The following is a 21,451-nucleotide window of genomic DNA, read 5'->3' as shown; positions in this document are numbered from 1 at the left end:
CCTTATGGTGCTGGCCGCCATGCTCCCCGGTTTCCTGATGGTCGCGGGTGTATCGGCGGTGGCAGCGGCGTATTCACGCGAAGGATTGCCGGTCGAACAGATCGACGTGCCGTCACCGTCGATGGGTCGAAACATCCGCGTCGAGTTCCAGGGCGGCGGCCAGCATGCGGTCTACCTGCTGGACGGTCTGCGGGCCCAGGACGACGCCAACGGCTGGGATATCAACACGGCCGCATTCGAGTGGTACTACGAGTCCGGTCTGTCGATGGTGATGCCGGTCGGCGGGCAGTCCAGCTTCTATAGCGACTGGTACCAGCCCGCGGCCAACAGCGCAGGGACGGTCACCTATAAGTGGGAGACGTTCCTGACTCAGGAGCTGCCGGCCTGGCTGGCCCAGAATCGGGGGATCTCGCCGGCCGGTAACGCCGTCGTCGGCCTGTCCATGTCGGGCGGCTCGGCGTTGACACTGGCCATCTGGCATCCGGCCCAGTTCGTCTTCGCCGCATCGCTATCGGGTTTCCTCAATCCTTCGCTGGGATTGTGGCCGACGATGATCGGGCTGGCCATGAAGGATGCCGGCGGCTTCAGCCCCGCCAATATGTGGGGTCCGTCCAGTGATGTGGCCTGGAAACGCAACGATCCCATGGTCAACGTCCGCAGGCTGGTCGCCAACGGGACCGCGGTCTGGGTCTACTGCGGTACCGGCACTCCGTCGGACCTGGATTCCAGCGGAGACGCCAGTGCCGGCGGCCTGTTCAGCGCAGGCTTCTTGGAGAACATCACGTTGAACACCAACAAGCAGTTCCAGGAGAACTATCTTGCTGCGGGTGGGCATAACGCGGTGTTCAATTTTCCGCCCAACGGCACCCACAGCTGGGGCTACTGGGGCGGCCAGCTGCAGGCGATGAAACCCGACCTGCAGCGTCTGCTCAATCCCCCTCCGCCGCCGGCTCCTGCGCCGGTGCCCGCGCCGCCCGGCTGACGATGGTGACCGACCCGGCACTGCAGGGTTACCCGGTCGACCCGCCAGCCCTGGCTGGTCCGGTATACATCGACCAGAGTTGGGCAGACCTGACGTTTGTGCACTGGCCGGTGCGGCCGGACACCATTGCGCATCTTTACCCGCCTGGCACCCGACCTGACGTCTTCGCCGACGGGTTCACCTATGTCGCGCTGGTGCCATTCTTCATGGCGCGCACAGCAATTGGCGCATCACTTCCACTGCCCTATTTCGGCAGGTTCCTGGAGACCAATATCCGGCTGTACTCGGTGGACGACGCCGGTCGCCACGGCGTGTTGTTCCGTTCGCTGGAAACGGCACGCCTGGCGGTGGTGCCGACGGTCCGCATCGCCATGGGCGTGCCGTACACCTGGGCCCGGATGCGGATGACACGATCCGGTGACCGGATCACCTACGAGACGCTGCGACGATGGCCCCAGCGTGGTCTGCGCAGCCAACTGACAATCGATATCGGTGCCGTCGCGACACCCACGCCGCTGGAGATGTGGCTCACCGCACGCTGGGGTGCGCACACCCGCAAGGCGGGGCGCACCTGGTGGGTGCCCAATACGCATGACGCCTGGCCGGTCCGGATCGCAGACATCGTCGACATCGACGACGATCTGTTGGCTGCAAGCGGCGTCCAGCCCGCCGGTGAACCACTACGCGCCCTGTTCTCCCCCGGTGTCCGCACGCAATTCGGTCGTCCCACCGTAGTGCGGTAGTCCTGCGATGACGCAGCCCTCATCTTCGGCGGGCGAATAAGTTACCTAACTAGGACTATTAGGCTTAGACAGGCTAAGATCCTCGGTTATGAAAGGCGTCTTCCTCGCTGCATTGTTGGCTTCCGCTGCCGTCGGCCTCGCTCCGGCCGCGCATGCCGATCCTGATACCGATTTCGCGAACGAGCTGCACAGTTACGGGATCTACGGTCCGCGGGACTACAACGCCTGGATCGGCAAGATCGCCTGTAAACGCATGTACGACGGACTCGACGGCGACGCCTACAAGTCCGCCCACTTCGTCTCCATGCAACTCCCCAAGGGCAGCACCACCGCCCAAGCCTGGCAATTCCTGGGCTCGGCCATCAACTTCTACTGCCCCGACAAACTGCCCGTCCTCCAGGCAGCCGCAGCACCGCAAAGCTAAGTCAGTTCACCACGGCCAAGAGATAGAGAGGTGACCGCGATGCGCCGGTCTCACACACGTCGTTTGTTCCGCACCACCGCCGCCGCACTGGCCATGACCGCCGCCGTCACCGCCGTGCCAGGCATCGCCTCGGCCGACGCCTCCGACGACTACCCGATCCCCAACCGGATCATCAAAACCACCTGCACCGTCGACCAATACATGGCCGCCGCCCGCGACGTCGAACCCATCTACTACTCCCGGTACATGATCGACTACAACAACCGCGGCCCCGCCATCGAACAAATGGCCCGCGACCGCATCTACTGGTTCTTCTCCCTCGACGCCGCAGGCCGCCGCCAATACTCCGAAGACACCGCCACCAACGTCTACTACGAACAAGTCGCCACCCACTGGGGCAACTGGGCCAAACTCTTCTTCAACAACAAAGGCGTCGCCGCCAACTCCACCGACATCTGCATGAACTACCCACCCAGTGACCCCTCAGTCTGGGTTTACTGACCTCTGACAGCTGAAAAGCCCTCCCGCTCAACATGAGTGGGAGGGCTTTTCGTATCGGGTGCTGTTGTCCCAGAGCGCGGGAACCGCCTCTAGACGGTCGCCTCCTCCTTGGGAGTCGGCGGGTTGGGCCATGGTTCGGGGACCGGGCGTTGGCGGACCCGCTGCGGCCACCAGAACCATTTGCCCATCAGCGCCGCGATAGACGGTGTCATGAGCGACCGGACGATCAGGGTGTCGAACAGCAGGCCGAGGCCGATGGTGGTGCCCACCTGGGCCATCACGGTGAGCTCGCTGATCGCGAACGACATCATGGTGAAGGCGAACACCAGGCCCGCGGAGGTGACCACAGAGCCGCTGCCACCCATGGCCCGGATGATGCCGGTGTTCAGCCCGGCGTGGATTTCTTCCTTGATCCGGGATACCAGCAGCAGGTTGTAGTCGGCGCCGACGGCGAGCAGGATGATCACCGCCATCGCCAGCACCATCCAGTGCAGCTCGATCCCGATGATGTGCTGCCAGATCAGCACCGACAGGCCGAACGATGCGCCCAGGGATAACACCACCGTCCCGACGATGACGGCAGCGGCGACAACGGCCCGCGTGATGATCAGCATGATGATGAAAATCAAACAGAGCGAGGCGATTCCGGCGATCAGCAGGTCGTAGTTGGCGCCGTCCTGCATATCTTTGAAGGTGGCAGCGGTGCCGCCGAGGAAGATCTTCGATCCTTCCAGCGGCGTGCCCTTGATCGCTTCCTTCGCGGCCTGCTTGATGGCGTCGATATGCTTGATGCCCTCGGGCGTCATCGGATCACCGTCATGGCTGATGATGAAGCGGACCGCCTTGCCGTCCGGCGAGATGAACTGTTTGATACCGCGTTTGAAATCGGGGTTGTTGAACGTTTCCGGTGGCAGATAGAACGAATCGTCGTTCTGTGCGGCGTCGAAGGCCTGGCCCATCGCGGTGGCGTTCTCCGAGCCGGCCGTCTGCTGATCCTGCATACCCTTCTGGGTGGCATACATCGTCAGCATCATGGTCTTCATGCTCTTCATGGTCTCGATCATCGACGGCATCAAGGCGACCATCTGCGGCATCAGGGTGTCGAGCTTTTCCATCTGCGGCATCAACGCCTGGATGTCATCGGTCATGGTGTCGATACCGTCAAGGGTGTCGAAGACCGATCGGATCGAGAAGCACATCGGGATGTCGTAGCAGTGCGGTTCCCAATACAAGTAGTTGCGAATCGGCCGCAGGAAATCGTCGAAGTTGGCGATGTTATCGCGCAACGTCGCGATATCGATGGTCATGTTTTTCATCTGCACGACCATGTTGTGCGTGACGTCGGCCATCTGCGCGGTGATGCTCGACATCTTCGTCATCGAGTCGATGGTGCTCTGCATATCGTCGGCCTGTTTGAGCATATTGGCCGTCATGTCCTGGTTGTACTTCTCGTTCATCTTCTGCGTGGTGCTTTGCATGCTGATCTGGAACGGAATCGACGTGTGTTCGATCGGCGTGCCTTGTGGCCGCGTAATCGCTTGCACGCGTGAGATTCCCGGCACCTTGAAGATGGCCTTGGCGACCTTGTCGATCACCAGGAAGTCCGCCGAGTTCCGCAGATCGTGATCGGATTCGATCAATAACAGTTCAGGGTTCATCCGAGCCGGCGAGAAATGCCGGTCGGCGGCCTGATATCCCAGCTGTGAAGGCAGATCCGTCGGGAGGTAGTTGCGGTCGTTGTAGTTGGTCCGATAGCCCGGCAGCGTCAGCAGACCCACCAGGGCCAGGGCGATCGTCGCGACCAGAATCGGTCCGGGCCACCGCGTCACGGCGGCACCGACTTTGCGCCAACCCCGGGTCCGCAGCGCCCGTTTGGGCTCGAGCAGATTGAAATGACTGGCCACCGTGATGACGGCCGGGCCGAGCGTAAGTGCGGCCAGCACCACAAATGCCATGCCGACGGCCAGTGGAATGCCCAGCGACTGGAAATACGGCAGATTCGTGAAGTGCAGGCAGAAGGTGGCGCCGGCGATGGTCAGACCGGAGCCGAGGACGACGTGGGCCGTGCCGTGGAACATGGAGTAGTAGGCGGTTTCCTTGTCCTCGCCGAGACTTCGCGCTTCCTGATATCGGCCGATCAGGAAGATGGCGTAGTCCGTCGCACAGGCGATGGCCAGCATGACCAGCAGGCTGGTGGCGAACGTCGAGAGCCCAATGATGTTGTGATAGCCCAGGAATGCGATCAACCCGCGGGCCGCGGCTAGCTCGAGCACCACCATGACCAACACGATGAGCACCGTGACGATCGATCGGTAGATCAGCAACAACATCACGATGATCACCACGAAGGTCAGCGCGGTGATCATTTGCAGACTTCGGTCGCCGGCGATGTGCTGATCGGCTGAGATGGCTGCTGGACCGGTGACAAAGGCCTTCAGGCCCGCCGGCGGCTGATCCTCCTCGACGATTTTCTGGACTGCTTCAACCGACTCGTTGGCCAGGGCCTCACCCTGGTTGCCTGCCAGATAGACCTGGGCGTAGGCCGCTTTACCATCCGGGCTCTGCGCACCGGATGCGGTCAGTGGGTCGCCCCAGAAGTTCTGCACGTGCTCGACGTGTTTGGTGTCGACTTCGAGCTTCTGGATCAACCCGTCGTAATACTGGTGCGCCGGATCACCGAGTGGCTGGTCGCTTTCCAGTACCAGCATCACTGAGCTGTTGGATTTGAACTCGTTGAAGACGTGGCCGACTTCTTTCATCGCCACCACCGATGGGGCGTCGTCAGGCGTCATCGAGACCGAGCGCAGAATGCCCACTGCCTCCAGTTGGGGCACGACAGTGTTCAGCACACCGATGAGGAAGATCCACACCAGGATGATCGGGATCGCGAGCCTGCGGATCCATTTGGCGATACCGTCGCGGCCGTGCCGCTCGGCCGGCGACGTCGCCTGCCGGCCGCCGGTCGGGATGGCATCCGTGGGCTCGTCGTTATGGGTAGAACTCATGCAGATTTCACCAAGCAGAAGGTCTGGGCGGTGACGCCGGTCGAGGTTCGTTCGTCCTTGACCTCGTCGTCGACGGTGATGCGACAGGTGATATCGGTGCTGTCACCTTGGGCGACGATATTCGGGAAGACCGATGGATCTGTGGTGCTCAGTGTCAGCGTGAAGGGCAGGGCGGCACCGTCGATCCGCTGCGGCTGGGCATCGAGATCCAGATAGTTGATATCGGCGTAGCTGCCGTTACCCCACACCTCGTACTTGACCACTTTGGGGTTGAACGGCTTGGTGTCCTCGGCGGGCTTACTGGATTGGCTGGCCGGATCCGGAGCACCGAAGAATGTCTTGATTCTCATGACGGTGAAAACGCCGATGAGTACGACGACCAGAATGAGCACCGGAATCCAAGCGCGCTTCAACAAGCCGGTCATGCGGCGGCGGTTCCTGCGCTGGCGACTGGGGCCATCGAGCCCCGGATGCTGCCGTCTGTTCGTCCCATATCGACCTCATTCTTCTTACTGTCGCCACAGATTAGTACATTTAAGTTCTAAGTGGCACCACAGATTGGGCATGTAGCTGTGGCGAGCATCACTGATCGCGGGCCCAGCGGGCGTTCGCGTTCGGGGCGTCGCTTATTTGATCACACTTCGCGGCCTTAACTCGCAGGGCGCAATGGCGTCGTTTCTGGTACCGCAATGGCTCTGCGGTCGCACCAGATCGTCAGCACAATCGCGTCGCCATGACCCCCGAATGCCGTCGGCCACAGTTCCGATATTCCACGAATTCTCAATGATCACAAGAGAATTGGCCACCCTGTGCCGATCGCCGCCGCGATCGGCGCATCGCGTTCACAGGTGGGCGGATAAATCGCCGCGCCACGCGAGCCTCGCTCCTGACGCGATCGGCGACGGCGCCCCTGTATGCATTGGAAACACGTACATGCGTACGTGAACTATGAACCATATCGACCCGGGTTAACGGCGTTTTATTGTTTGCCAGTCAAGCGGGTCTCTCGCCGCTGACGCTTTTATTACGCCCTGGGATGAACGGCTTTGCACTCACCAGACCGGTCGCCGACGATCCGGGGGCTGTCGAGGTGACTTTGGTCTCTGCCGCCGGCGATCCAATCAGGAGACGCTGTCGGTGTGAAGGACCAAATCGTACTGGTATCAGCGGCGGCGGCCAGCGCAGCGGCACTTGGGTATGCCCGGCTGGCGCGGCCCCGGCTCTGGCGTTGGGGCGCCAGCGACGAGGAAGTAGCCGGGCCGTTCCCCGGCGCGGAATGGGTTCCGGGCGGCTCACGAGGGGTGACGATGGCCGTCACAATCGAGGCACCTCCGGATCGAGTCTGGCCCTGGCTGGTCCAGCTGGGCGGCGATCGCGCCGGCTGGTACTCGTGGGATCTCCTCGACAACGCCGGCGTATCGAGTGCCCATGAGGTGCACCCGCAGTGGCAGGACCGCGCCGTCGGCGATCGCCTGAAGTTCCGTACGCCGGGTGGCGCAATGATGGACTCCTACGAGATCGCGATCCTCGAACCGAACCGGTTTCTGGGGCTGTATTGGTTGAGCGATCTTCGAGGCCAAGCCCTCGACCCGAAACAGCCCAGACCCACGGCCTACACCGAAGGGCTGTGGTGCTTCCAGCTCAACGAGCTTGAGGGCAGCCGGACACGTCTGGTTATCGGGGGTTACCAAGCCACCCGACCTCAATGGTTGGAACGGTTCTATAACTTCTGGATCTACGTTCCGGTCGTCTGGATAATGCAGGCCCGCATGATGGCGGTGTTGAAGAAACGTGTCGAACGCAGCGGTGCGAATCTTCGAACGATCTGAGCATGACGAAACGCGGGCACCTACTATCGAGCGGTGAGCACCCGGTGGCAGCGGACCCGTGCGCCGCGGGGCGACGACTACGACGCGCGCTGGACTGCGCTGGCCGCCGAGGGACGAAATCTGCACGGTGAAGCCGACCTCGTCGAGGCACTCCTGCAGGAAACCGGCGGTAGCAGCGTCCTGGACGCCGGCTGCGGCACCGGACGCGTGGCAATTGAACTGGCGCGGCGCGGCTTCGCGGTCACCGGTGTGGATACCGACGCCGCGATGCTCGGGTCCGCACGGGCCAAGGCGCCGGACCTGCCCTGGATCGAGGCCGATCTTGCCGAGCCCGGCGCCGGTCTCAGCGGATCATTCGATCTGATCGTGTTGGCCGGCAACGTGATGATCTACCTGGAGCCGGGCACCGAGGGACAGGTGCTCCGCGCGTTGGCCGACCATCTACAGCCCGGCGCGCTGCTGGTCTCGGGATTCTCGCTCCGCCCGGATCGACTCGGGGTGGGTGAGTATGACGAGCTGGCGGCGGCGGCGGGCCTCGAGCCGGTGGCTCGCTGGTCCAGCTGGGAGCGCGCTCCGTTCGACGACGGCGATTACGCGGTGACCGTTCACCATCGTTGAGCCGTCAGGCCGTCACGATAACGACTCGTCCAGTCCGCCGAGGGTGGCGATCAGGGCACTGTTCACCGAGTAGTCCACCGGGCAGGCGATGACGCTGACGGTGTCTGCGGCCAGCGCCTCGCGCAGGGTGGGCAGCAGTTCATCGGCGGATGAAATCCGGTAGCCGGTAGCACCGAAACTCTCCGCGTAGGCGACGAAATCCGGATTGTTGAATCGAGTATCGACACTGTGGCCGATTTCCATTTCCATCTTCCAGCTGATCAGTCCGTAGGCGTCGTCCACCCAGATCAAGATCACCATCGGGGTGCCGATGCGCAACGCGGTCTCGATCTCCTGGGAATTCATCAGAAATGCGCCGTCGCCGGTGGCGACCAGAACTTTCGACTGCGGCCTGGCGATCTTGGCCGCGATCGCGCCGGGCAATGTCCAGGCCATGGTAGACAGCCCGTTGCTGATCAGACAGGTGTTCGGCTCGTAGGTCGGGTAGAGGCGGGCCATCCACATCTTCAGTGCGCCGGTGTCCACCAGCGCAATATCGTTGCGCGCCAAGGCCGCTCGCGTGTCGGCGACGATACGGGCCGGGGCCAGCGGAAACCGGTCGTCGAGACGACCGCGGTCGAGCTCACCGGAGAGCAACTCACGGATTCGCTCACCGCCTGCGGCATAGTCGTGGTCTGGCCCCACCGCCGACGCCAATGCGTCCAGACTGCGCCCGATATCGGCGTGTACCCCCACGGCGACGTCGTAGTGGACGTCGACTTCGGCCGGAAACCGGTGCAGGTGGATGATCGGGGTGTCACCGCGCGGATTGATCTTGATCGGATCAAATTCCTGCAGTTCATAGCCGGCGGCGATGATCGCATCGGCACGGTCGAAACCGAAGTTCACATAGTCGTGGCGCATGAAACCCACTGCGCCAAGTGCCAACGGATGGTCATCGGGCATGACGCCCTTGCCGTGGAAGGTGGTCGCCACCGGGATGCCGAGGGTTTCAGCGAAGCGACGCACCGCATCGGCGGCGTCGGCGCGGGCAGCGCCGTGACCAGCCAGCAGAATCGGGTTGCGCGCGGTTCGCAAGATCTGTGCGGCCCGCTCCAGCTGCGCGGCCGACGGATCGTCAGGCCGCGGGCTATTCACCCGAAGCGGCCGTGAATCCGACGCCGCCTCGGCGGACTCGATATCCTCTGGCACAGCGAGATATACCGCACCTGGTCGTTCGGTCTGGGCAAGTTTGAAGGCTTTACGGACCATCTCCGGAATCGAACCCGGCGTCGCCACCAGCGCCGACCATTTCGTCACCGGTTCAAACATCGAGACCAGGTCCACGCCTTGGTGCGATTCCTTGAAGCTGCGGCGCATCCCGACTTGCGCCGAAATGGCAACCAGTGGAGTCGAATTCGTGGTGGCGTCGGCGACACCGAGTAGCAAGTTGATGGCGCCGGGGCCCAGGGTCGCCGAGCACACGCCCGCTTTACCGGTGAGCCGACCGTAGACCTCGGCCATGAATGACGCGCCTTGTTCGTGCCGGGTCAAGACATAGTCGATCGGTGACCTCGACAGGGCCTCCACGAATCGGATGTTCTCTTCCCCCGGGATGCCGAAGACATGCGTCACGCCTTCGTTTTGCAGGCATTCAACGATGAGTTCGGCCGCGGTAAGGCTCTTGGTCCGACTTGATTCGTCCACGACTAAGACCCTACGCAAATACCGGTTCGGCCCAATGGGCTGCCTGACCAGGACCGGCCGGTATTGTTGGCGGGACGTCGAACTCCAGCACCGGGTTTCGTTGTCGTGGTCGTTGTGACGTGAGGATCTGTTTTGGCAATGCTTGGGCCGCGTGACGCGGAACTGGCTGTGGTGCCCGATATCCCCGCCGTCGCCCAATTGCAGCCGCTATCGCTGCTCCTGGTCGAGGACGACAGGGGCGACGCCCTGCTGGTGGAAGAGCTGATCGCCGACGCCGTCGGCGATATCCAGCTGGTGTGGGCGGATTCGATGGCGCGGGCGCAGTATGAACTGGGCCGGTCCAGGCCGGACTGCGTGCTGCTCGATCTGAACCTTCCGGACGCCAATGGGATCGCGGCGTTGGATCGGATCGCCAAGCTCGACCCCACAGTGCCGATAGTGGTACTGACCGGCCTCAACGATGAGCACTTCGGCGTATCCGCCGTCGCTTCCGGCGCACAGGACTACCTGGTGAAGGGTCGGGTCGAACCCGAGGTCCTGCGGCGCGCAATGTTGTACGCCATCGAACGCAAGCGGGCCGAGCTGACAGCGGTGGAACTACATGCCAGTGAACATCGGGCCAAGGAAAACGCCCGGCTCGAACGCGGCCTGCTGGCCACTCCCCTGCTGCTCGATAGCCCCGGTGTCGACATCGTCGCCCGGTACCGGTCCAGTCGCCCGGATGCCCTCCTCGGCGGCGACTTCTACGATTCCGTCCAGACCCCGGACCGAACCGTGCACGTCGTGGTCGGTGACGTGGCCGGGCACGGGCCGGATGAAGCCGCCCTCGGTGTGGCACTGCGGATCGGCTGGCGGGCGCTGACCTTCGCCGGCCTGCGGGGTAACGAACGGATGCGCGAGATGGAGCGGCTGCTGCGCGCCGAGAGTTCCAGCAGCGCCACCTTCGCCACGGTGCTGAGTCTGGCGTTCGCTCCCGACAGCCTGCGCTTCACCGCGGTGCGTGCCGGGCACCCCGGAATGCTGCTCCACGGCCCGGGCACGGTGGAGTGGCTGGAACCGACCGCCGGGCGCGCACTCGGTCTGAGCGGGAACGGCTGGCCGCTCAACGAGCTGGAACTGCCCGAAGGACACGCGATTGTCTTGTTGACCGACGGGCTGTTCGAAGGCCATTCGGGACGGGGTAACGAGCGCCTCGGCGAGGACGGCCTCCTGGAGTTGGCGCGTTCGTTGGCGTCCCTGCCCGGACCGGCATTCGTCGATGCGCTGATCGACAGCGCCGAACAACGCGCCCATGCCTTCGGCGGGTTGACCGACGATATTGCGGTGGTGCGGGTGGAGCGGACGAGTAAGTGAAAGATCCTGGCCCGTGGCGTAGGTCGCCGTTGACTGTGCAGCAGCTGCAGACGCTGGTGCTGCTGGTTATGGCTGTGCTGGTGCTCGTCGGCGCGGTGGGCGGTGTTGTCCTGCTCGACCGCACTGACCGGGTGTCCAGTCAGTTGATCGAGGACGTACAGCCGTCGCGGTCGGCGGCCTATCGCCTGCAGGCTGCGTTGCGCGACCAGGAAACCGCGGTCCGCGGTTACGCGATCAGCGCCGACCGGGACTTCCTCGCGCCGTACTACGCGGGCCAGGAAGCCGAGAAACAGGCCGCCCAGGATATCCGGGACCGGGCAGGTGGCCGAACGGAGCTCGTCGCTGACGTGGACGCGATCGAGGCGGCATCCACCTCGTGGCGCGCAGACTTCGCCGAACCGGCCATCGCCAGCGTCGTACCCGGCAGCCCGACGGTGGTCAGTCCTGCCCTCGCCGAACGGGGGAAGGTCGAATTCGATCGGATCCGAGCGCTTTTCGATACTCAGAACCAGAATCTGACGAAAGCCCGGGAAGTCGGGATCAACGACCTGAACACGATTCGCGGCTGGCGCAACGGTGTCCTGATCGGCATCGTCGCCGTAGTGCTGATCGCGGCGGTGGTGCTGGCCATCGTGATGCAGACCGCGGTCAGTCGGCCGCTCAAGGCGCTCGCCGCAGCGTGCCGACGAACCAGCGAAGGCAATTTCAGCCAGCAGATCGTGCCGCATGGTCCCAAGGACATTCGAGCCATTGCCACCGATGTCGACAACATGCGACAGCGGATCGTCGACGAACTCGAATTGTCCAGGACCGCAAGGACGGAACTGCTAGAGCAGACCGAGGCGCTCGACGCGCAGGCGATGGAGTTGCGCCGCTCGAATGCCGAACTCGAGCAGTTCGCCTATGTCGCATCGCACGATCTGCAGGAACCACTGCGCAAGGTGGCGTCGTTCTGCCAGCTGCTCGAGCGGCGCTACTCCGACAAGCTCGATGAGCGCGGTATCGAGTACATCGCGTTCGCCGTTGACGGCGCCAAACGCATGCAGGCGCTGATCAACGACCTGCTCACGTTCTCTCGGGTCGGCAGGCTCAATGCCACCCACACCGAGGTCGAGATGGACGCGGCGCTTGATACGGCCCTGGCGAATCTGGCCACCGGGATCGAGGAATCCGGTGCTGAGATCGTCCGCCAGAGTGGACATCTCCCGCAGATCGACGGCGATCCGACGCTGCTGGCCATGGTGTGGCAGAACCTGATCGGCAATGCGGTCAAGTTCCGGCGCGAGGGGGCCGCACCGCGCATCGTCATCGACTGCCAGCCCGGCGTCGGTGAGTATGCGGGCCAGTGGTCATTCACCGTGTCGGACAATGGGATCGGCATCGCCGAAGAATTCGTCGACAAGGTTTTTGTGATCTTCCAGCGCCTCCACGTCCGGGACGCATACACAGGCACCGGTATCGGCCTGGCGCTGTGCAAAAAGATCGTTGAGCATCACGGGGGCACCATCTGGATCGACACGTCCTACACCGAGGGCACCCGCTTCCGGTTCACCCTGCCCATCTCCACTCACCCCACCCCGGCCCAGCCAGAAGGCACGACGGCGGCCGCTATGGAAGGATCACCACAATGACTCCCGCCAGTCGACCCATCGACGTACTGCTTGTCGAAGACGACCCCGGGGATGAGCTCATCACGCGGGAAGCGTTCGAGCACAACAAGATCAGCAACACTCTGCACGTGGCGCATGACGGCCAAGAGGGTCTCGACTTCTTGTACAAGCGCGGTTCCTACGAGCATGCACCCCGGCCGGATCTGATCCTGCTCGATCTGAACCTGCCGAAATACGACGGTAGGCAACTGCTGGAGAAGATCAAGAACGATCCCGATCTGTGCCATATCCCGGTCGTTGTCCTGACCACGTCCTCGGCCGAGGAAGACATCCTGCGCAGCTACAAGCTGCATGCCAACGCCTACGTCACCAAGCCGGTGGACCTGGATCAGTTCATGGGAGCGGTCCGGCAGATTGACGAATTCTTCGTCCAGGTCGTCCGCCTGCCTCAGATCTGATAGTCGGCGTCCAGGGTTTTCGTATAGAACACCCGACGAAAGCCGTCTTGCCCACCGCGGTTGGTTTCGCGGTAGCCACGTTTCGGATAGAAGGTCAGGTTCTCCGTCATTGCCTGGTTGGTGTACAGCCGCACTTCGGCCAAGCCCTGTTCTTGCGCATCGAGTTCGGCGCGGTCCATCAACTGCTGGCCGTACCCGTGGCCCTGCGCGTCAGGGGCGACGGCGATCACGTCGAGGAACAAGTGGTCGCCCTTGTTCTCGGTGACCAGCATTCCGACAAGCGCTGCGCCATGGTCGATCACCCATATCCGCGAGGACGCAAGCAACTGCGCGTAATCCTCGGTCATCGGGGCGGGCTTTCTGCCGATGCGCTCCACGTACTTGAGGTACGCCGCGTCGACCAGCGCGGCAATGGCGGGAAGGTCCTGTTCTGTTGCGCGTCGCACCACCTCAGGTTAGGTCGTCGCGAGGTGCTTCTCCGCGTAGCGCGCTGCCCACTCCTTGCGCGGCCGAATCGAGACGTCGACGTCAGTGGCCGTCGCCCGTAAGGCGCCTACCGTGGCTTGTGCTCGGGGGGTCCGTTTGAACGGATCCCAGCCGAAGAACCGGCAGGAGTTCTCCCAGGTGATCTTGTTGATATCGGAGTCGTCGGCACCGGCGGCGTTGAGTTCGGCGAGCACCTGCTCGGGCGCATCGGGCCAGAAGCAGTCCGAGTGCGGGTAGTCGCATTCCCAGGCGATGATGTCGATGCCGATCTCGTGGCGCAGTTTCAGCGATGTCTTATCGGTGACATAGCAGGCCAGCGAATGCTCACGGAACACATCGCTGGGGAGCTTGTCGCCGAAGTCCCGGCGCAGCCATTTCTGGTTGGTGTAGTGCCGGTCGCTGCGGTCCAAGTAGAACGGAATCCAGCCGATACCGCCCTCGGAGAAGGCGAATTTCAGGTCCGGATAGTTGCGCATCGCCGGGCCCCACAACAGATCCTGCGCGCACATGGCCGAGATCTGAGTGGCCAGGATGATCAGGTTGTCGATGGGCGCGTTGGGCGCCATGCTGATCGCCCCGAATCCGGTACCGATGTGCAGGCACATCACCACGTTTTCCTCGGACAGGGTCCGGAACACCGGGCCCCAGTAGTCCTCGTCGTGGTAGCTCGGGATGCCCTCGAGGTGCGGGAGCTCAGGCATGGTGACGGCCCGGCAGCCCTTGGCGGCCACCCGGCGAATCTCGTCACACATGGCTTCGGGGTTCCAGGTCGGCAACACGGCGATGGGGATGAACCGGTCCGGGTAGCTGCCAGCCCATTCATCGATATGCCAGTCGTTATAGGCCGACACCATGATCAGGGTGGTTGGGTCCTGGAACTGGTTGAGATGCCGAGCCGAGAAACCGGTGAAGGTCGGAAAGCACATCGACGCCAGGATGCCGTTGCGACTCATGTCCTTGACCCGCTGATGCACGTCGTACACACCCGGCCGCATCTCGGCGAAGCCCGCGGGGTTGCGACCCCACTCCTCCGGCGGCCAGGACACCACCGCGTTCAGGCCACTGACACCCTGGGGTTTGCCCTGGTAGACCCACTGATCGACGCCGTTGTCGTCGGTGACGACGATCGGTGCCTGGTCCTTGTACTTGGCCGGCACGTGGCGCAGGAACATATCGGGCGGCTCGACGACGTGGTCGTCGATACTCACCAGAATCAGGTCGTCTTTGTTCATATCCAACTAGTACCCTCGGATTCCGTGACCGTCTCTGCGCTATCGGACAGACGTTTGACTCAATCGGCCAACCTGGAAAACCAGGCCAGACCGGTCGTCGAACTGCGTCGCGGCGGCCGCGCGATGGCTGGGAGCTACCTCTATGAGGGCGACGGACTGATCACCGGCTGGCACTCGCACGAAGTCCATCAGATCGAATACGCATTGCACGGTCTTGTCGAGGTCGAGACCGATTCGGCGCATTATCTGCTGCCCCCACAGCAGGCCGCGTGGATTCCGGTCGGCCTCGAGCACCAGGCCGTGATGAACCCCGACGTCAAGACCGTGGCGGTGATGTTCGACCCTGCACTGATCCCCGATTCCGGTGGGCGGGCGCGCATCATCGCGGTCTCGCCGCTGATCCGGGAGATGATGATCTACGCGCTGCGCTGGCCGATCGAGCGAGCAGTCGGCGATGACGAGTCGGACAATTTCTTTCGCACCCTGGCGGCCCTGGTCGCCGAGGCGTTGGATCATGAAGCGCCGCTGAGTCTTCCGACATCCGATCATCCGATCGTGGCGGCGGCCATGGCGTACACCAAGGAACACCTCGATTCCGTGACGGCCGATCAGGTCAGCCGCGCGGTTGCGGTGTCGGAGCGCACGCTGCGCCGCCTGTTTCAGAACACGCTGGGCCTGTCGTGGCGTACCTATCTGCTGCACGCGCGGATGCTGCGGGCGATGGCACTGCTCGCCGCGCCGGGGCAGTCGGTCCAGGAGACGTCGACGGCCGTCGGCTTCGACAGCCTGAGTTCCTTCACCCGCGCATTCACGCTGTTCTGCGGGGAGACGCCGTCGTCGTATCGGCGGCGGGTGACTCGCGCCGAGAGCTGAGCCAAAAGCGCCACAATCCAAGTAGCCGATCGGCTACTCTGCGAGCGATGAACGTACGCGCGCAGTGGATCAGCCTGTGGATGACGCCGTTTTTTGGCGCGCTCCTGCTGATCGCTTTTCTGGCATTCCCCGGATTCTTCCCGCCGATGTCACCGGGGATGAGTGCCGGCGAAGTGGCGGCCTTCTACACCGAGAACTCGGCGATGATCCGGTTCAGCATGATCACGTTCAACCTCTGCGGGATCCTGCTGATCCCGTTCTTCATGGTGATCGTCGTGCAGATCAAGCGGATGGCGACACCAAGTACCGTGCTCGCCTACTGCTACCTCAGTGCTGCCGCAACGGGCGCAACGGTTTTCGCCGTCGCCGACGTCTTTTGGCTGGTCGCGGCGTACCGGCCGGAACGCGACCCGCAGCTGACGATGATGCTCAACGATATGGCCTGGCTGATGTTCACCGCGCCGGTCGGGATGCTCGTCGTCCAGAATCTGGTCCTGGCGCTTGCGGTGTACCTCGATGCCCGCGACGCGCCGGTCTTTCCGCGCTGGGTTGCGCCGTTTAGCCTGGTTGCCGCTGCGGCCATGACTCCCGCGGCATGCGCCGTCATCTTCCGGACGGGACCGCTGGCCTGGGATGGCGCCGTGTCCTTCTGGCTCAAGATCGGCACCTTCTCGGTGTACCTGGCGGTGATGTTCGTCGTCGTGCGGGCCGCCATCAAAGAGCAAGCGCGCAGCGAACCGGCCATGGTGACGGCGTGACCGGCACAGCGCTGGCCGAGGCGACCAGGGATCCCGCCGCGCCCCAGCGCAGGGCCAAGCTGGACCTCTGGATCTGCTGGTGGACACTGCCGATCTTCTACAACCTGTTCGGGCTGATCTTCTGCGTGCTCACCCGGGTGATGCCACCGCCTCGGCCGGATGTCACCCAGGATCAGATGGTCGACTTCTTCGCCTCCCATTCACTGAGCATCCGAATCGGATTCGCGCTGCTGATGGTCGTCGTCGGGTTCACCGGGGTGGCCAACGGGCTGATCGCCTATCAGATCAAAAGGATGTCGGTGGCACCGGTTTTCGCCTACGGCTATATCGCCACCCTGGTCGTCGGCGCCATACCCGGGTGCCTGTTCGCCGCCTTCGCCTTCGTCACCGCAGCCTTCCGACCCGACCGCGACCCGGCGCTGATCGCGCTCCTCTACGATCTCGGGCTGCTGTCATTCGTCGGCTCGCTGGGCTGTTTCGTCGCCCAGAACCTGGTGTTGGCTCTCGCAATCTTCCTGGACAACAACGGGATTCTGCCGAAATGGCTGGCTTACATGTCGATCTGGATGATCGTCACCGAACTGCTGGCCGGCCCGGTGTTCGTGTTCCGGTCGGGACCCCTGGCCTGGAACGGCTCGATCAGCTTCTGGGTGGGCACAGCAGTCTTTGTGGTCTGGGAGATCTGCATGATCCGGCTGCTGTACACGGCGATCAAGAATCAACCGGCCGACGAACGGGTGCAGGATTGACCACCACCGACGCAAAGAAGCCCACCGAGAAGCCGGGCGTCCACCTGCCTGCCGACCGGGACATCTGGATCTTCGTCCTCGGCGACCTGGTCATCTTCTCGGCCTACTTCATCATCTTCATGATCTACCGCAACCGGGAGCACCAGCTATTCCTGGACTCGCAGCAGCACCTGAGCTTGACCGTCGGCGTCGTCAACACGCTGGTGTTGCTGGCCAGCTCATGGTTCGTCGCCGGAAGCGTATTGGCAACGCGCAGAGGTGAATTCGATCACGCGCTGCGGCTGACCGTGCTCGGCGCTGGGTGCGGTGTGGTGTTCATCGCCGTCAAAGCCTACGAGTGGACCATGAAAATCGGCCAGGGACTGACCTTTCCGAGCAACGACTTCTACATGTTCTACTACCTGCTCACCGGTGTGCACCTGTTCCATGTCGCACTCGGTCTGGTCTTCCTCGGCGTCGTCTTCCTGCAATTGCGCAACCCCGCCCTTCGCCGGGTGACGATGGTGGAGACCGGTGCCACCTACTGGCACATGGTCGACCTGCTCTGGGTCGTCATATTCGCACTCGTGTACGTGATGAGGTGACCCGGTGACCGCCGGCGAAACCGCCACTGTCGCACGGTCCAGCGACCGCGTGATCACCGTGGTGTGGGTGATTCTCAGCGTCATCACCGTCGTCTCGTGGTGGCTGGGGCCGGGACACGCCCGCGGCCCCCTCGTTGCCAGCGCCCCCATCACCGTCGCCGTACTGACCCTCGGGCTGATCAAATCGCGTCTGATCATCCGGTATTTCATGGAGGTCCGTACCGCCCCGCGATGGCTGCGGATCGCCACCGATACCTGGCTCGTCGTGTTCTGGGGGGCCGTGTTGGCGATCTATCTCTGGTGAGGTTCAGTAATCCGATTCTGCCGCAACGATTTCCGCCAGATAGGCGTCACTTGCCTGCCGCTGCAGCCGGGTCCTGGCGATATCGCGAATTCGCTGACGCAGCTGGGGTGACTCCCCCAGCTGCTGCCCGTCGGCACCGACCGTCACCGTGGTGGCTGACCACCGGTGATCCCATGCCGCGGCTTCGGTGATCGGCTGCTGCTCAGAATCGACAAGCGCAATGGCCGAATGGCCAACCGCATCGAGAAGGCCGGCGCCCCCGATCGCGCCGGATCTCAGCGATACCGCAATCCCTGACGGTGCCGCCGGCCCCAGCACCGCAACCTGAACGGTCGCGACGGCAAGCCCGTCGACCACGTCGATGGCCCAGCTGACGGTGTTCTCCGCCGCATCGAAGATGCCTGGGGGCACCGCCGACCACTGAACAGAACAAACGCCTGCACCGATCACCCCTGTGCCGTTCACCCCGCCGCCGGCTCCCGCAGCCAAGGCGTAATCGTCACGATGACCGGTCGGTAACGCCATCTCGCCCCGCTCGGGCCGAGGTGAATCATCAAGAGCCGCATAGAGTTGCGTCCAGCCTGCACTGTCGATACCGATATCCGCGGCCAGGTCGGCGCAGGCGCGGATCAGTTCGTCGATCCGATGATCCCCGTTGCGAATGTGCTCGGTGAGCGCCACGGGATGCGGTGCGAGCAACCCGCGCACATCGGAATCGAACGTGTCGTCGGTGAAGAACTCCTGAGCGCCGGCGGTCAACAGTGCGATCTCGGCGTCGAGCAGCGCCGCATCGAGTCCGGCAATCCCGTCGCGCTCACTCGCCGGCCACCAACGCCGTAGCCAATGTCCCAGTGCCAGCCGACGCAGCCGGTCGGTGGAGCCCGCGATCAGGTCAACCCCGGCCAGTTCGACAGTCGATACCCTGCCGGGTGCAGAACCTGCCAGCGCAGCGGCGACCGCCACGTGCCCGGACTCGCCGAGTACCCGCCAGAGCCAGTCGGCGCGACGGGGATCGGTGAAGGTGATCTGCGGGGTGTCCGCGGCGACCGGGTCATCGATCGGCCACGCCAGTACCGCGCCGCTGACCTCGAGCAGCGCCACCAACGGCGCGGGTGACGTCCGCGCCACCGTGCTCCACAACCCGGCATCGGACACCAGCTTCACAACACCACCTGCATTTCCAGCATCGCCTTGATGCGCTGGCGATGATCCAGGCTCACCGACCGTGCCACGCCTTCCAGCAGGGCCCGCACGTCGTCGACGTCATCGCATGGTTCCTGCCAGACATCGCGACCGTGCAATCGAGCCCACAGCCGGCTCAGATAGGGGCGGGCGAAGGCGGCCAGATCGTCGATCACCTGCTGTTGGCGCGGGTGCACCGGCCCAGCTTCGGCCAGATACCGCCGGGCGCGCAGCACATAGGCCTCCTTGCGCAGCCGGGCCGAAATCTGTCCGGCCAGCTGATAGGTGGCGACCGGCGGGTCGGCCAGTGGGGCCAGCTGGACCGCGAGTGCGATACCGGCCACCAGGGTGGCCTGTTTGTCTTCGACCAGCAGACCCCAAGGCGCGCAGGCCCTGTCGACCTCCTCTGCGCACAGCGCCGGAATATCGGGGAGTTCGTCGCGGTCCATCGCGCGCCGCAGGGTGGCCCTGACCCGGTCGATGACGGTGCGGTCGAGCGGTCGATCGCTACTCGGTTCGGCACAGATCGGTGGCGGTCGTTGCGGTGCAACAACACTGAGTCCGATGTCGACGATGGACCACGGCAGTTCCGGTGCCGGGTTTCTGGTTCTGGCGCCGAGGTTGAACGGTGTCGCGTCGGCGATCAGGGCCGACCACACCCGTTGCCGGGCCACGGCGGCGCGATGATCGTCGGCGGGCCCGAGCACGGTGGTCAGCCCGGCCAGGAAGGGGCCGGTGATGGCGTCATCGGCGCGGACATCTCGCCAGCTGCGATCACGTTGGCGCTCCAGAGAGGCGATCACCCGCCCGTCGGCGACATAGCGGTTGAGTACCTCGATGGCCGTGCGATCACGGTCGTGATGGATCTCCCGCAGCACCGATTCCGGTGTCCGCGCGGCGTTTCGAGTCGGCACCCCCTCGGTGATCGCCAATTCGAAGCAGACCGGGAAGTACAGCTCTTGAGCGTTACCTGTGGTCAGGCGCAGTCGCCTGCGCTCGACTTTCAGCGCCGCGAACCAGGCGGCGGTGCACCGCAGATGGTCGGCGTGATCGACGATCAGGTCGTGCATGGCAGAGGCCACACCGGCCTCCAGGATGGGCGCCGAGAACTGCGGATTCACCCGCAACCGGAACACCAGCGGGTCAAGGATGCGCTTGACCGTCCTGCGCAGCGGCCCGCCGTCATCACCGCTGAGCACTTCGACGCCAGGACCTATCGCCCGCCACGCTTGGTCGATGACCGCGCGGCGCGGCTGGCGCTCGGTCGGCTCGCGCGCCCCGGCCACCGGTATCGCCTGGGGGCTCGTGCTCATCCGCTCAGGATAGGGCGCACCGTCAAAGTTGGGTTCGGTAGCCGAAGACCTGTCGGAGCCTGGACCGATGACAACGTCGTCCCTCGAGCTCGTCGTGATACTCCTGGCCGTGCTGTGTGCCCTCACCGCGGCGGCCGCGCTCGTCGTTCGGGCGCGCCTGGCGGGCCTGGCGGGCCTGGCACCGACGCGGGCGGGCCGTGTATCCGATGAATTGGCAGTGGGTATCGGCACCGTGCGCGCTGTCAATGGAGGGCGACACCAGGTCACCATCGATGTCGAGACCGCACCCGGGCACCTGTTCACCGGTCGGCTGCACTGCTCCGCGGGTGACCCGGTGGCCGCAGCCTTACGTCCCGGCAGTGTGGTCCTCGTCGCCTTCGATCCTGTTGCCAGAGAACATCTCTCACTGCCAGACGATATGGTCGCCGTACGTGCGGCGTTTGACCGGATGTTGATTCGCAAGGGACTGGCCACGGCCGCCCATCTCGACCTGATCCGGCATGGCATCAGGACCTGCGGTGTGGTGACCGCGGTGCGCTGCACCGGAGTGACCCGCGAAGACCATCGCGAAGTCGAATTGGACCTGATGATCCGCAGACCCGGGGGCGGACAGTTCCCGGCCCATGAGACGGCCCTGATCCCGGCGTCCGCGGTGGCGACGGTGGGTCCCGGCGCCATGATCGACACCTACTATCGGCCCGATGACGAGTCGGCGATAGCGATCTGCGTGCCGCCTGGCTGAACCTTCACCGCCGGCCGTT

Annotated in this window: 22 protein-coding genes; 15 read left to right on the top strand and 7 right to left on the bottom strand. The window is 63.8% G+C overall.

Annotation, left to right across the window (positions count from 1 at the left end):
• Positions 1–4 precede the first annotated feature (4 nt).
• The 4 genes from ADBZ9O_RS18750 to ADBZ9O_RS18735 all read left to right on the top strand — a co-directional run bounded on the left by ADBZ9O_RS18750 (position 5) and on the right by ADBZ9O_RS18735 (position 2,650).
• Complete coding sequence (locus ADBZ9O_RS18750; protein WP_526533276.1) at positions 5–982, top strand: alpha/beta hydrolase; 978 nt, start codon at positions 5–7, stop codon at positions 980–982.
• A gap of 2 nt (positions 983–984) precedes the next feature.
• Positions 985–1,725, top strand: coding sequence for a YqjF family protein (locus tag ADBZ9O_RS18745; protein WP_526524455.1), 741 nt, complete (start codon positions 985–987; stop codon positions 1,723–1,725).
• A gap of 88 nt (positions 1,726–1,813) precedes the next feature.
• Positions 1,814–2,149: a DUF732 domain-containing protein gene (locus ADBZ9O_RS18740; protein ID WP_526524454.1), complete on the top strand. Its 336-nt coding sequence runs from the start codon at positions 1,814–1,816 to the stop codon at positions 2,147–2,149.
• 93 nt (positions 2,150–2,242) lie between these two features.
• Complete coding sequence (locus ADBZ9O_RS18735; protein ID WP_526533274.1) at positions 2,243–2,650, top strand: DUF5078 domain-containing protein; 408 nt, start codon at positions 2,243–2,245, stop codon at positions 2,648–2,650.
• Between the two features lie 89 nt (positions 2,651–2,739).
• On the opposite strand, the gene ADBZ9O_RS18730 is transcribed toward ADBZ9O_RS18735, so the two are convergent.
• Positions 2,740–5,655 (bottom strand): MMPL/RND family transporter, encoded by a 2,916-nt coding sequence (locus ADBZ9O_RS18730; RefSeq protein WP_526524453.1) that lies wholly within the window; start codon positions 5,653–5,655, stop codon positions 2,740–2,742.
• A complete protein-coding gene (locus ADBZ9O_RS18725) occupies positions 5,652–6,080 on the bottom strand; it encodes an MmpS family transport accessory protein (RefSeq protein ID WP_526524452.1) in 429 nt (142 codons plus the stop codon). The genes ADBZ9O_RS18730 and ADBZ9O_RS18725 overlap by 4 nt, the downstream gene beginning before the upstream one ends.
• 714 nt (positions 6,081–6,794) lie before the next feature.
• Here ADBZ9O_RS18725 and ADBZ9O_RS18720 point away from each other — a divergent pair.
• Positions 6,795–7,484: a hypothetical protein gene (locus tag ADBZ9O_RS18720; protein ID WP_526524451.1), complete on the top strand. Its 690-nt coding sequence runs from the start codon at positions 6,795–6,797 to the stop codon at positions 7,482–7,484.
• 33 nt (positions 7,485–7,517) lie between these two features.
• Complete coding sequence (locus ADBZ9O_RS18715; RefSeq protein WP_526524450.1) at positions 7,518–8,102, top strand: class I SAM-dependent DNA methyltransferase; 585 nt, start codon at positions 7,518–7,520, stop codon at positions 8,100–8,102.
• 12 nt (positions 8,103–8,114) lie between these two features.
• Here ADBZ9O_RS18715 and ADBZ9O_RS18710 read toward each other — a convergent pair whose 3' ends face one another.
• Complete coding sequence (locus ADBZ9O_RS18710; protein ID WP_526533272.1) at positions 8,115–9,743, bottom strand: acetolactate synthase large subunit; 1,629 nt, start codon at positions 9,741–9,743, stop codon at positions 8,115–8,117.
• Positions 9,744–9,926: 183 nt separating this feature from the next.
• On the opposite strand from ADBZ9O_RS18710, the gene ADBZ9O_RS18705 reads away from it, so the two are divergent.
• From ADBZ9O_RS18705 to ADBZ9O_RS18695, 3 genes are read left to right on the top strand one after another with little or no spacing between them, the layout of a single operon-like run.
• Positions 9,927–11,141, top strand: a complete 1,215-nt coding sequence (locus ADBZ9O_RS18705) for a PP2C family protein-serine/threonine phosphatase (protein ID WP_526524449.1) — start codon at positions 9,927–9,929, stop codon at positions 11,139–11,141.
• Entirely contained in the window at positions 11,138–12,772 is a 1,635-nt protein-coding gene (locus tag ADBZ9O_RS18700) for a sensor histidine kinase (protein ID WP_526524447.1), read from the top strand. The genes ADBZ9O_RS18705 and ADBZ9O_RS18700 overlap by 4 nt, the downstream gene beginning before the upstream one ends.
• Positions 12,769–13,209 (top strand): response regulator, encoded by a 441-nt coding sequence (locus tag ADBZ9O_RS18695; RefSeq protein ID WP_526524445.1) that lies wholly within the window; start codon positions 12,769–12,771, stop codon positions 13,207–13,209. Before ADBZ9O_RS18700 ends, ADBZ9O_RS18695 begins: the two co-directional genes overlap by 4 nt.
• On the opposite strand, the gene ADBZ9O_RS18690 is transcribed toward ADBZ9O_RS18695, so the two are convergent.
• Together ADBZ9O_RS18690 and ADBZ9O_RS18685 are read right to left on the bottom strand one after the other, a co-directional pair.
• The gene (locus tag ADBZ9O_RS18690) at positions 13,200–13,655 is read right to left on the bottom strand and encodes a GNAT family N-acetyltransferase (RefSeq protein ID WP_526524443.1); all 456 of its coding nucleotides are present in this window, start codon (positions 13,653–13,655) and stop codon (positions 13,200–13,202) included. The genes ADBZ9O_RS18695 and ADBZ9O_RS18690 overlap by 10 nt on opposite strands.
• Before the next feature lie 9 nt (positions 13,656–13,664).
• Positions 13,665–14,927, bottom strand: coding sequence for an amidohydrolase family protein (locus tag ADBZ9O_RS18685; RefSeq protein ID WP_526524441.1), 1,263 nt, complete (start codon positions 14,925–14,927; stop codon positions 13,665–13,667).
• A 24-nt stretch (positions 14,928–14,951) separates the two neighbouring features.
• On the opposite strand from ADBZ9O_RS18685, the gene ADBZ9O_RS18680 reads away from it, so the two are divergent.
• The 5 genes from ADBZ9O_RS18680 to ADBZ9O_RS18660 are packed head-to-tail and all read left to right on the top strand — an operon-like array spanning position 14,952 to position 18,195.
• A complete protein-coding gene (locus ADBZ9O_RS18680) occupies positions 14,952–15,800 on the top strand; it encodes an AraC family transcriptional regulator (RefSeq protein WP_526524439.1) in 849 nt (282 codons plus the stop codon).
• Positions 15,801–15,847: 47 nt separating this feature from the next.
• On the top strand, positions 15,848–16,558 hold the full coding sequence (locus ADBZ9O_RS18675; RefSeq protein ID WP_526524437.1) for a hypothetical protein: 711 nt from the start codon (positions 15,848–15,850) through the stop codon (positions 16,556–16,558).
• Positions 16,555–17,307, top strand: a complete 753-nt coding sequence (locus tag ADBZ9O_RS18670) for a hypothetical protein (protein WP_526524435.1) — start codon at positions 16,555–16,557, stop codon at positions 17,305–17,307. Before ADBZ9O_RS18675 ends, ADBZ9O_RS18670 begins: the two co-directional genes overlap by 4 nt.
• The gene (locus ADBZ9O_RS18665; protein ID WP_526524433.1) at positions 17,304–17,891 is read left to right on the top strand and encodes a cytochrome c oxidase subunit 3; all 588 of its coding nucleotides are present in this window, start codon (positions 17,304–17,306) and stop codon (positions 17,889–17,891) included. The genes ADBZ9O_RS18670 and ADBZ9O_RS18665 overlap by 4 nt, the downstream gene beginning before the upstream one ends.
• 4 nt (positions 17,892–17,895) lie before the next feature.
• Complete coding sequence (locus tag ADBZ9O_RS18660; protein WP_526524431.1) at positions 17,896–18,195, top strand: cytochrome C oxidase subunit IV family protein; 300 nt, start codon at positions 17,896–17,898, stop codon at positions 18,193–18,195.
• A 3-nt stretch (positions 18,196–18,198) separates the two neighbouring features.
• Here ADBZ9O_RS18660 and ADBZ9O_RS18655 read toward each other — a convergent pair whose 3' ends face one another.
• Positions 18,199–19,359 (bottom strand): hypothetical protein, encoded by a 1,161-nt coding sequence (locus tag ADBZ9O_RS18655; protein ID WP_526524429.1) that lies wholly within the window; start codon positions 19,357–19,359, stop codon positions 18,199–18,201.
• Positions 19,356–20,690: a hypothetical protein gene (locus ADBZ9O_RS18650; RefSeq protein ID WP_526524427.1), complete on the bottom strand. Its 1,335-nt coding sequence runs from the start codon at positions 20,688–20,690 to the stop codon at positions 19,356–19,358. The genes ADBZ9O_RS18655 and ADBZ9O_RS18650 overlap by 4 nt, the downstream gene beginning before the upstream one ends.
• A 67-nt stretch (positions 20,691–20,757) precedes the next feature.
• On the opposite strand from ADBZ9O_RS18650, the gene ADBZ9O_RS18645 reads away from it, so the two are divergent.
• Entirely contained in the window at positions 20,758–21,432 is a 675-nt protein-coding gene (locus ADBZ9O_RS18645) for a hypothetical protein (RefSeq protein WP_526524425.1), read from the top strand.
• Positions 21,433–21,451 lie beyond the last annotated feature (19 nt).

The sequence above is a fragment of the Mycobacterium sp. genome, from assembly GCF_965229105.1.
Taxonomy (GTDB): domain Bacteria; phylum Actinomycetota; class Actinomycetes; order Mycobacteriales; family Mycobacteriaceae; genus Mycobacterium.
The sequence above is the reverse complement of the archived record's forward strand: the minus strand, read 5'-3'. Positions and strand labels throughout refer to the sequence as shown.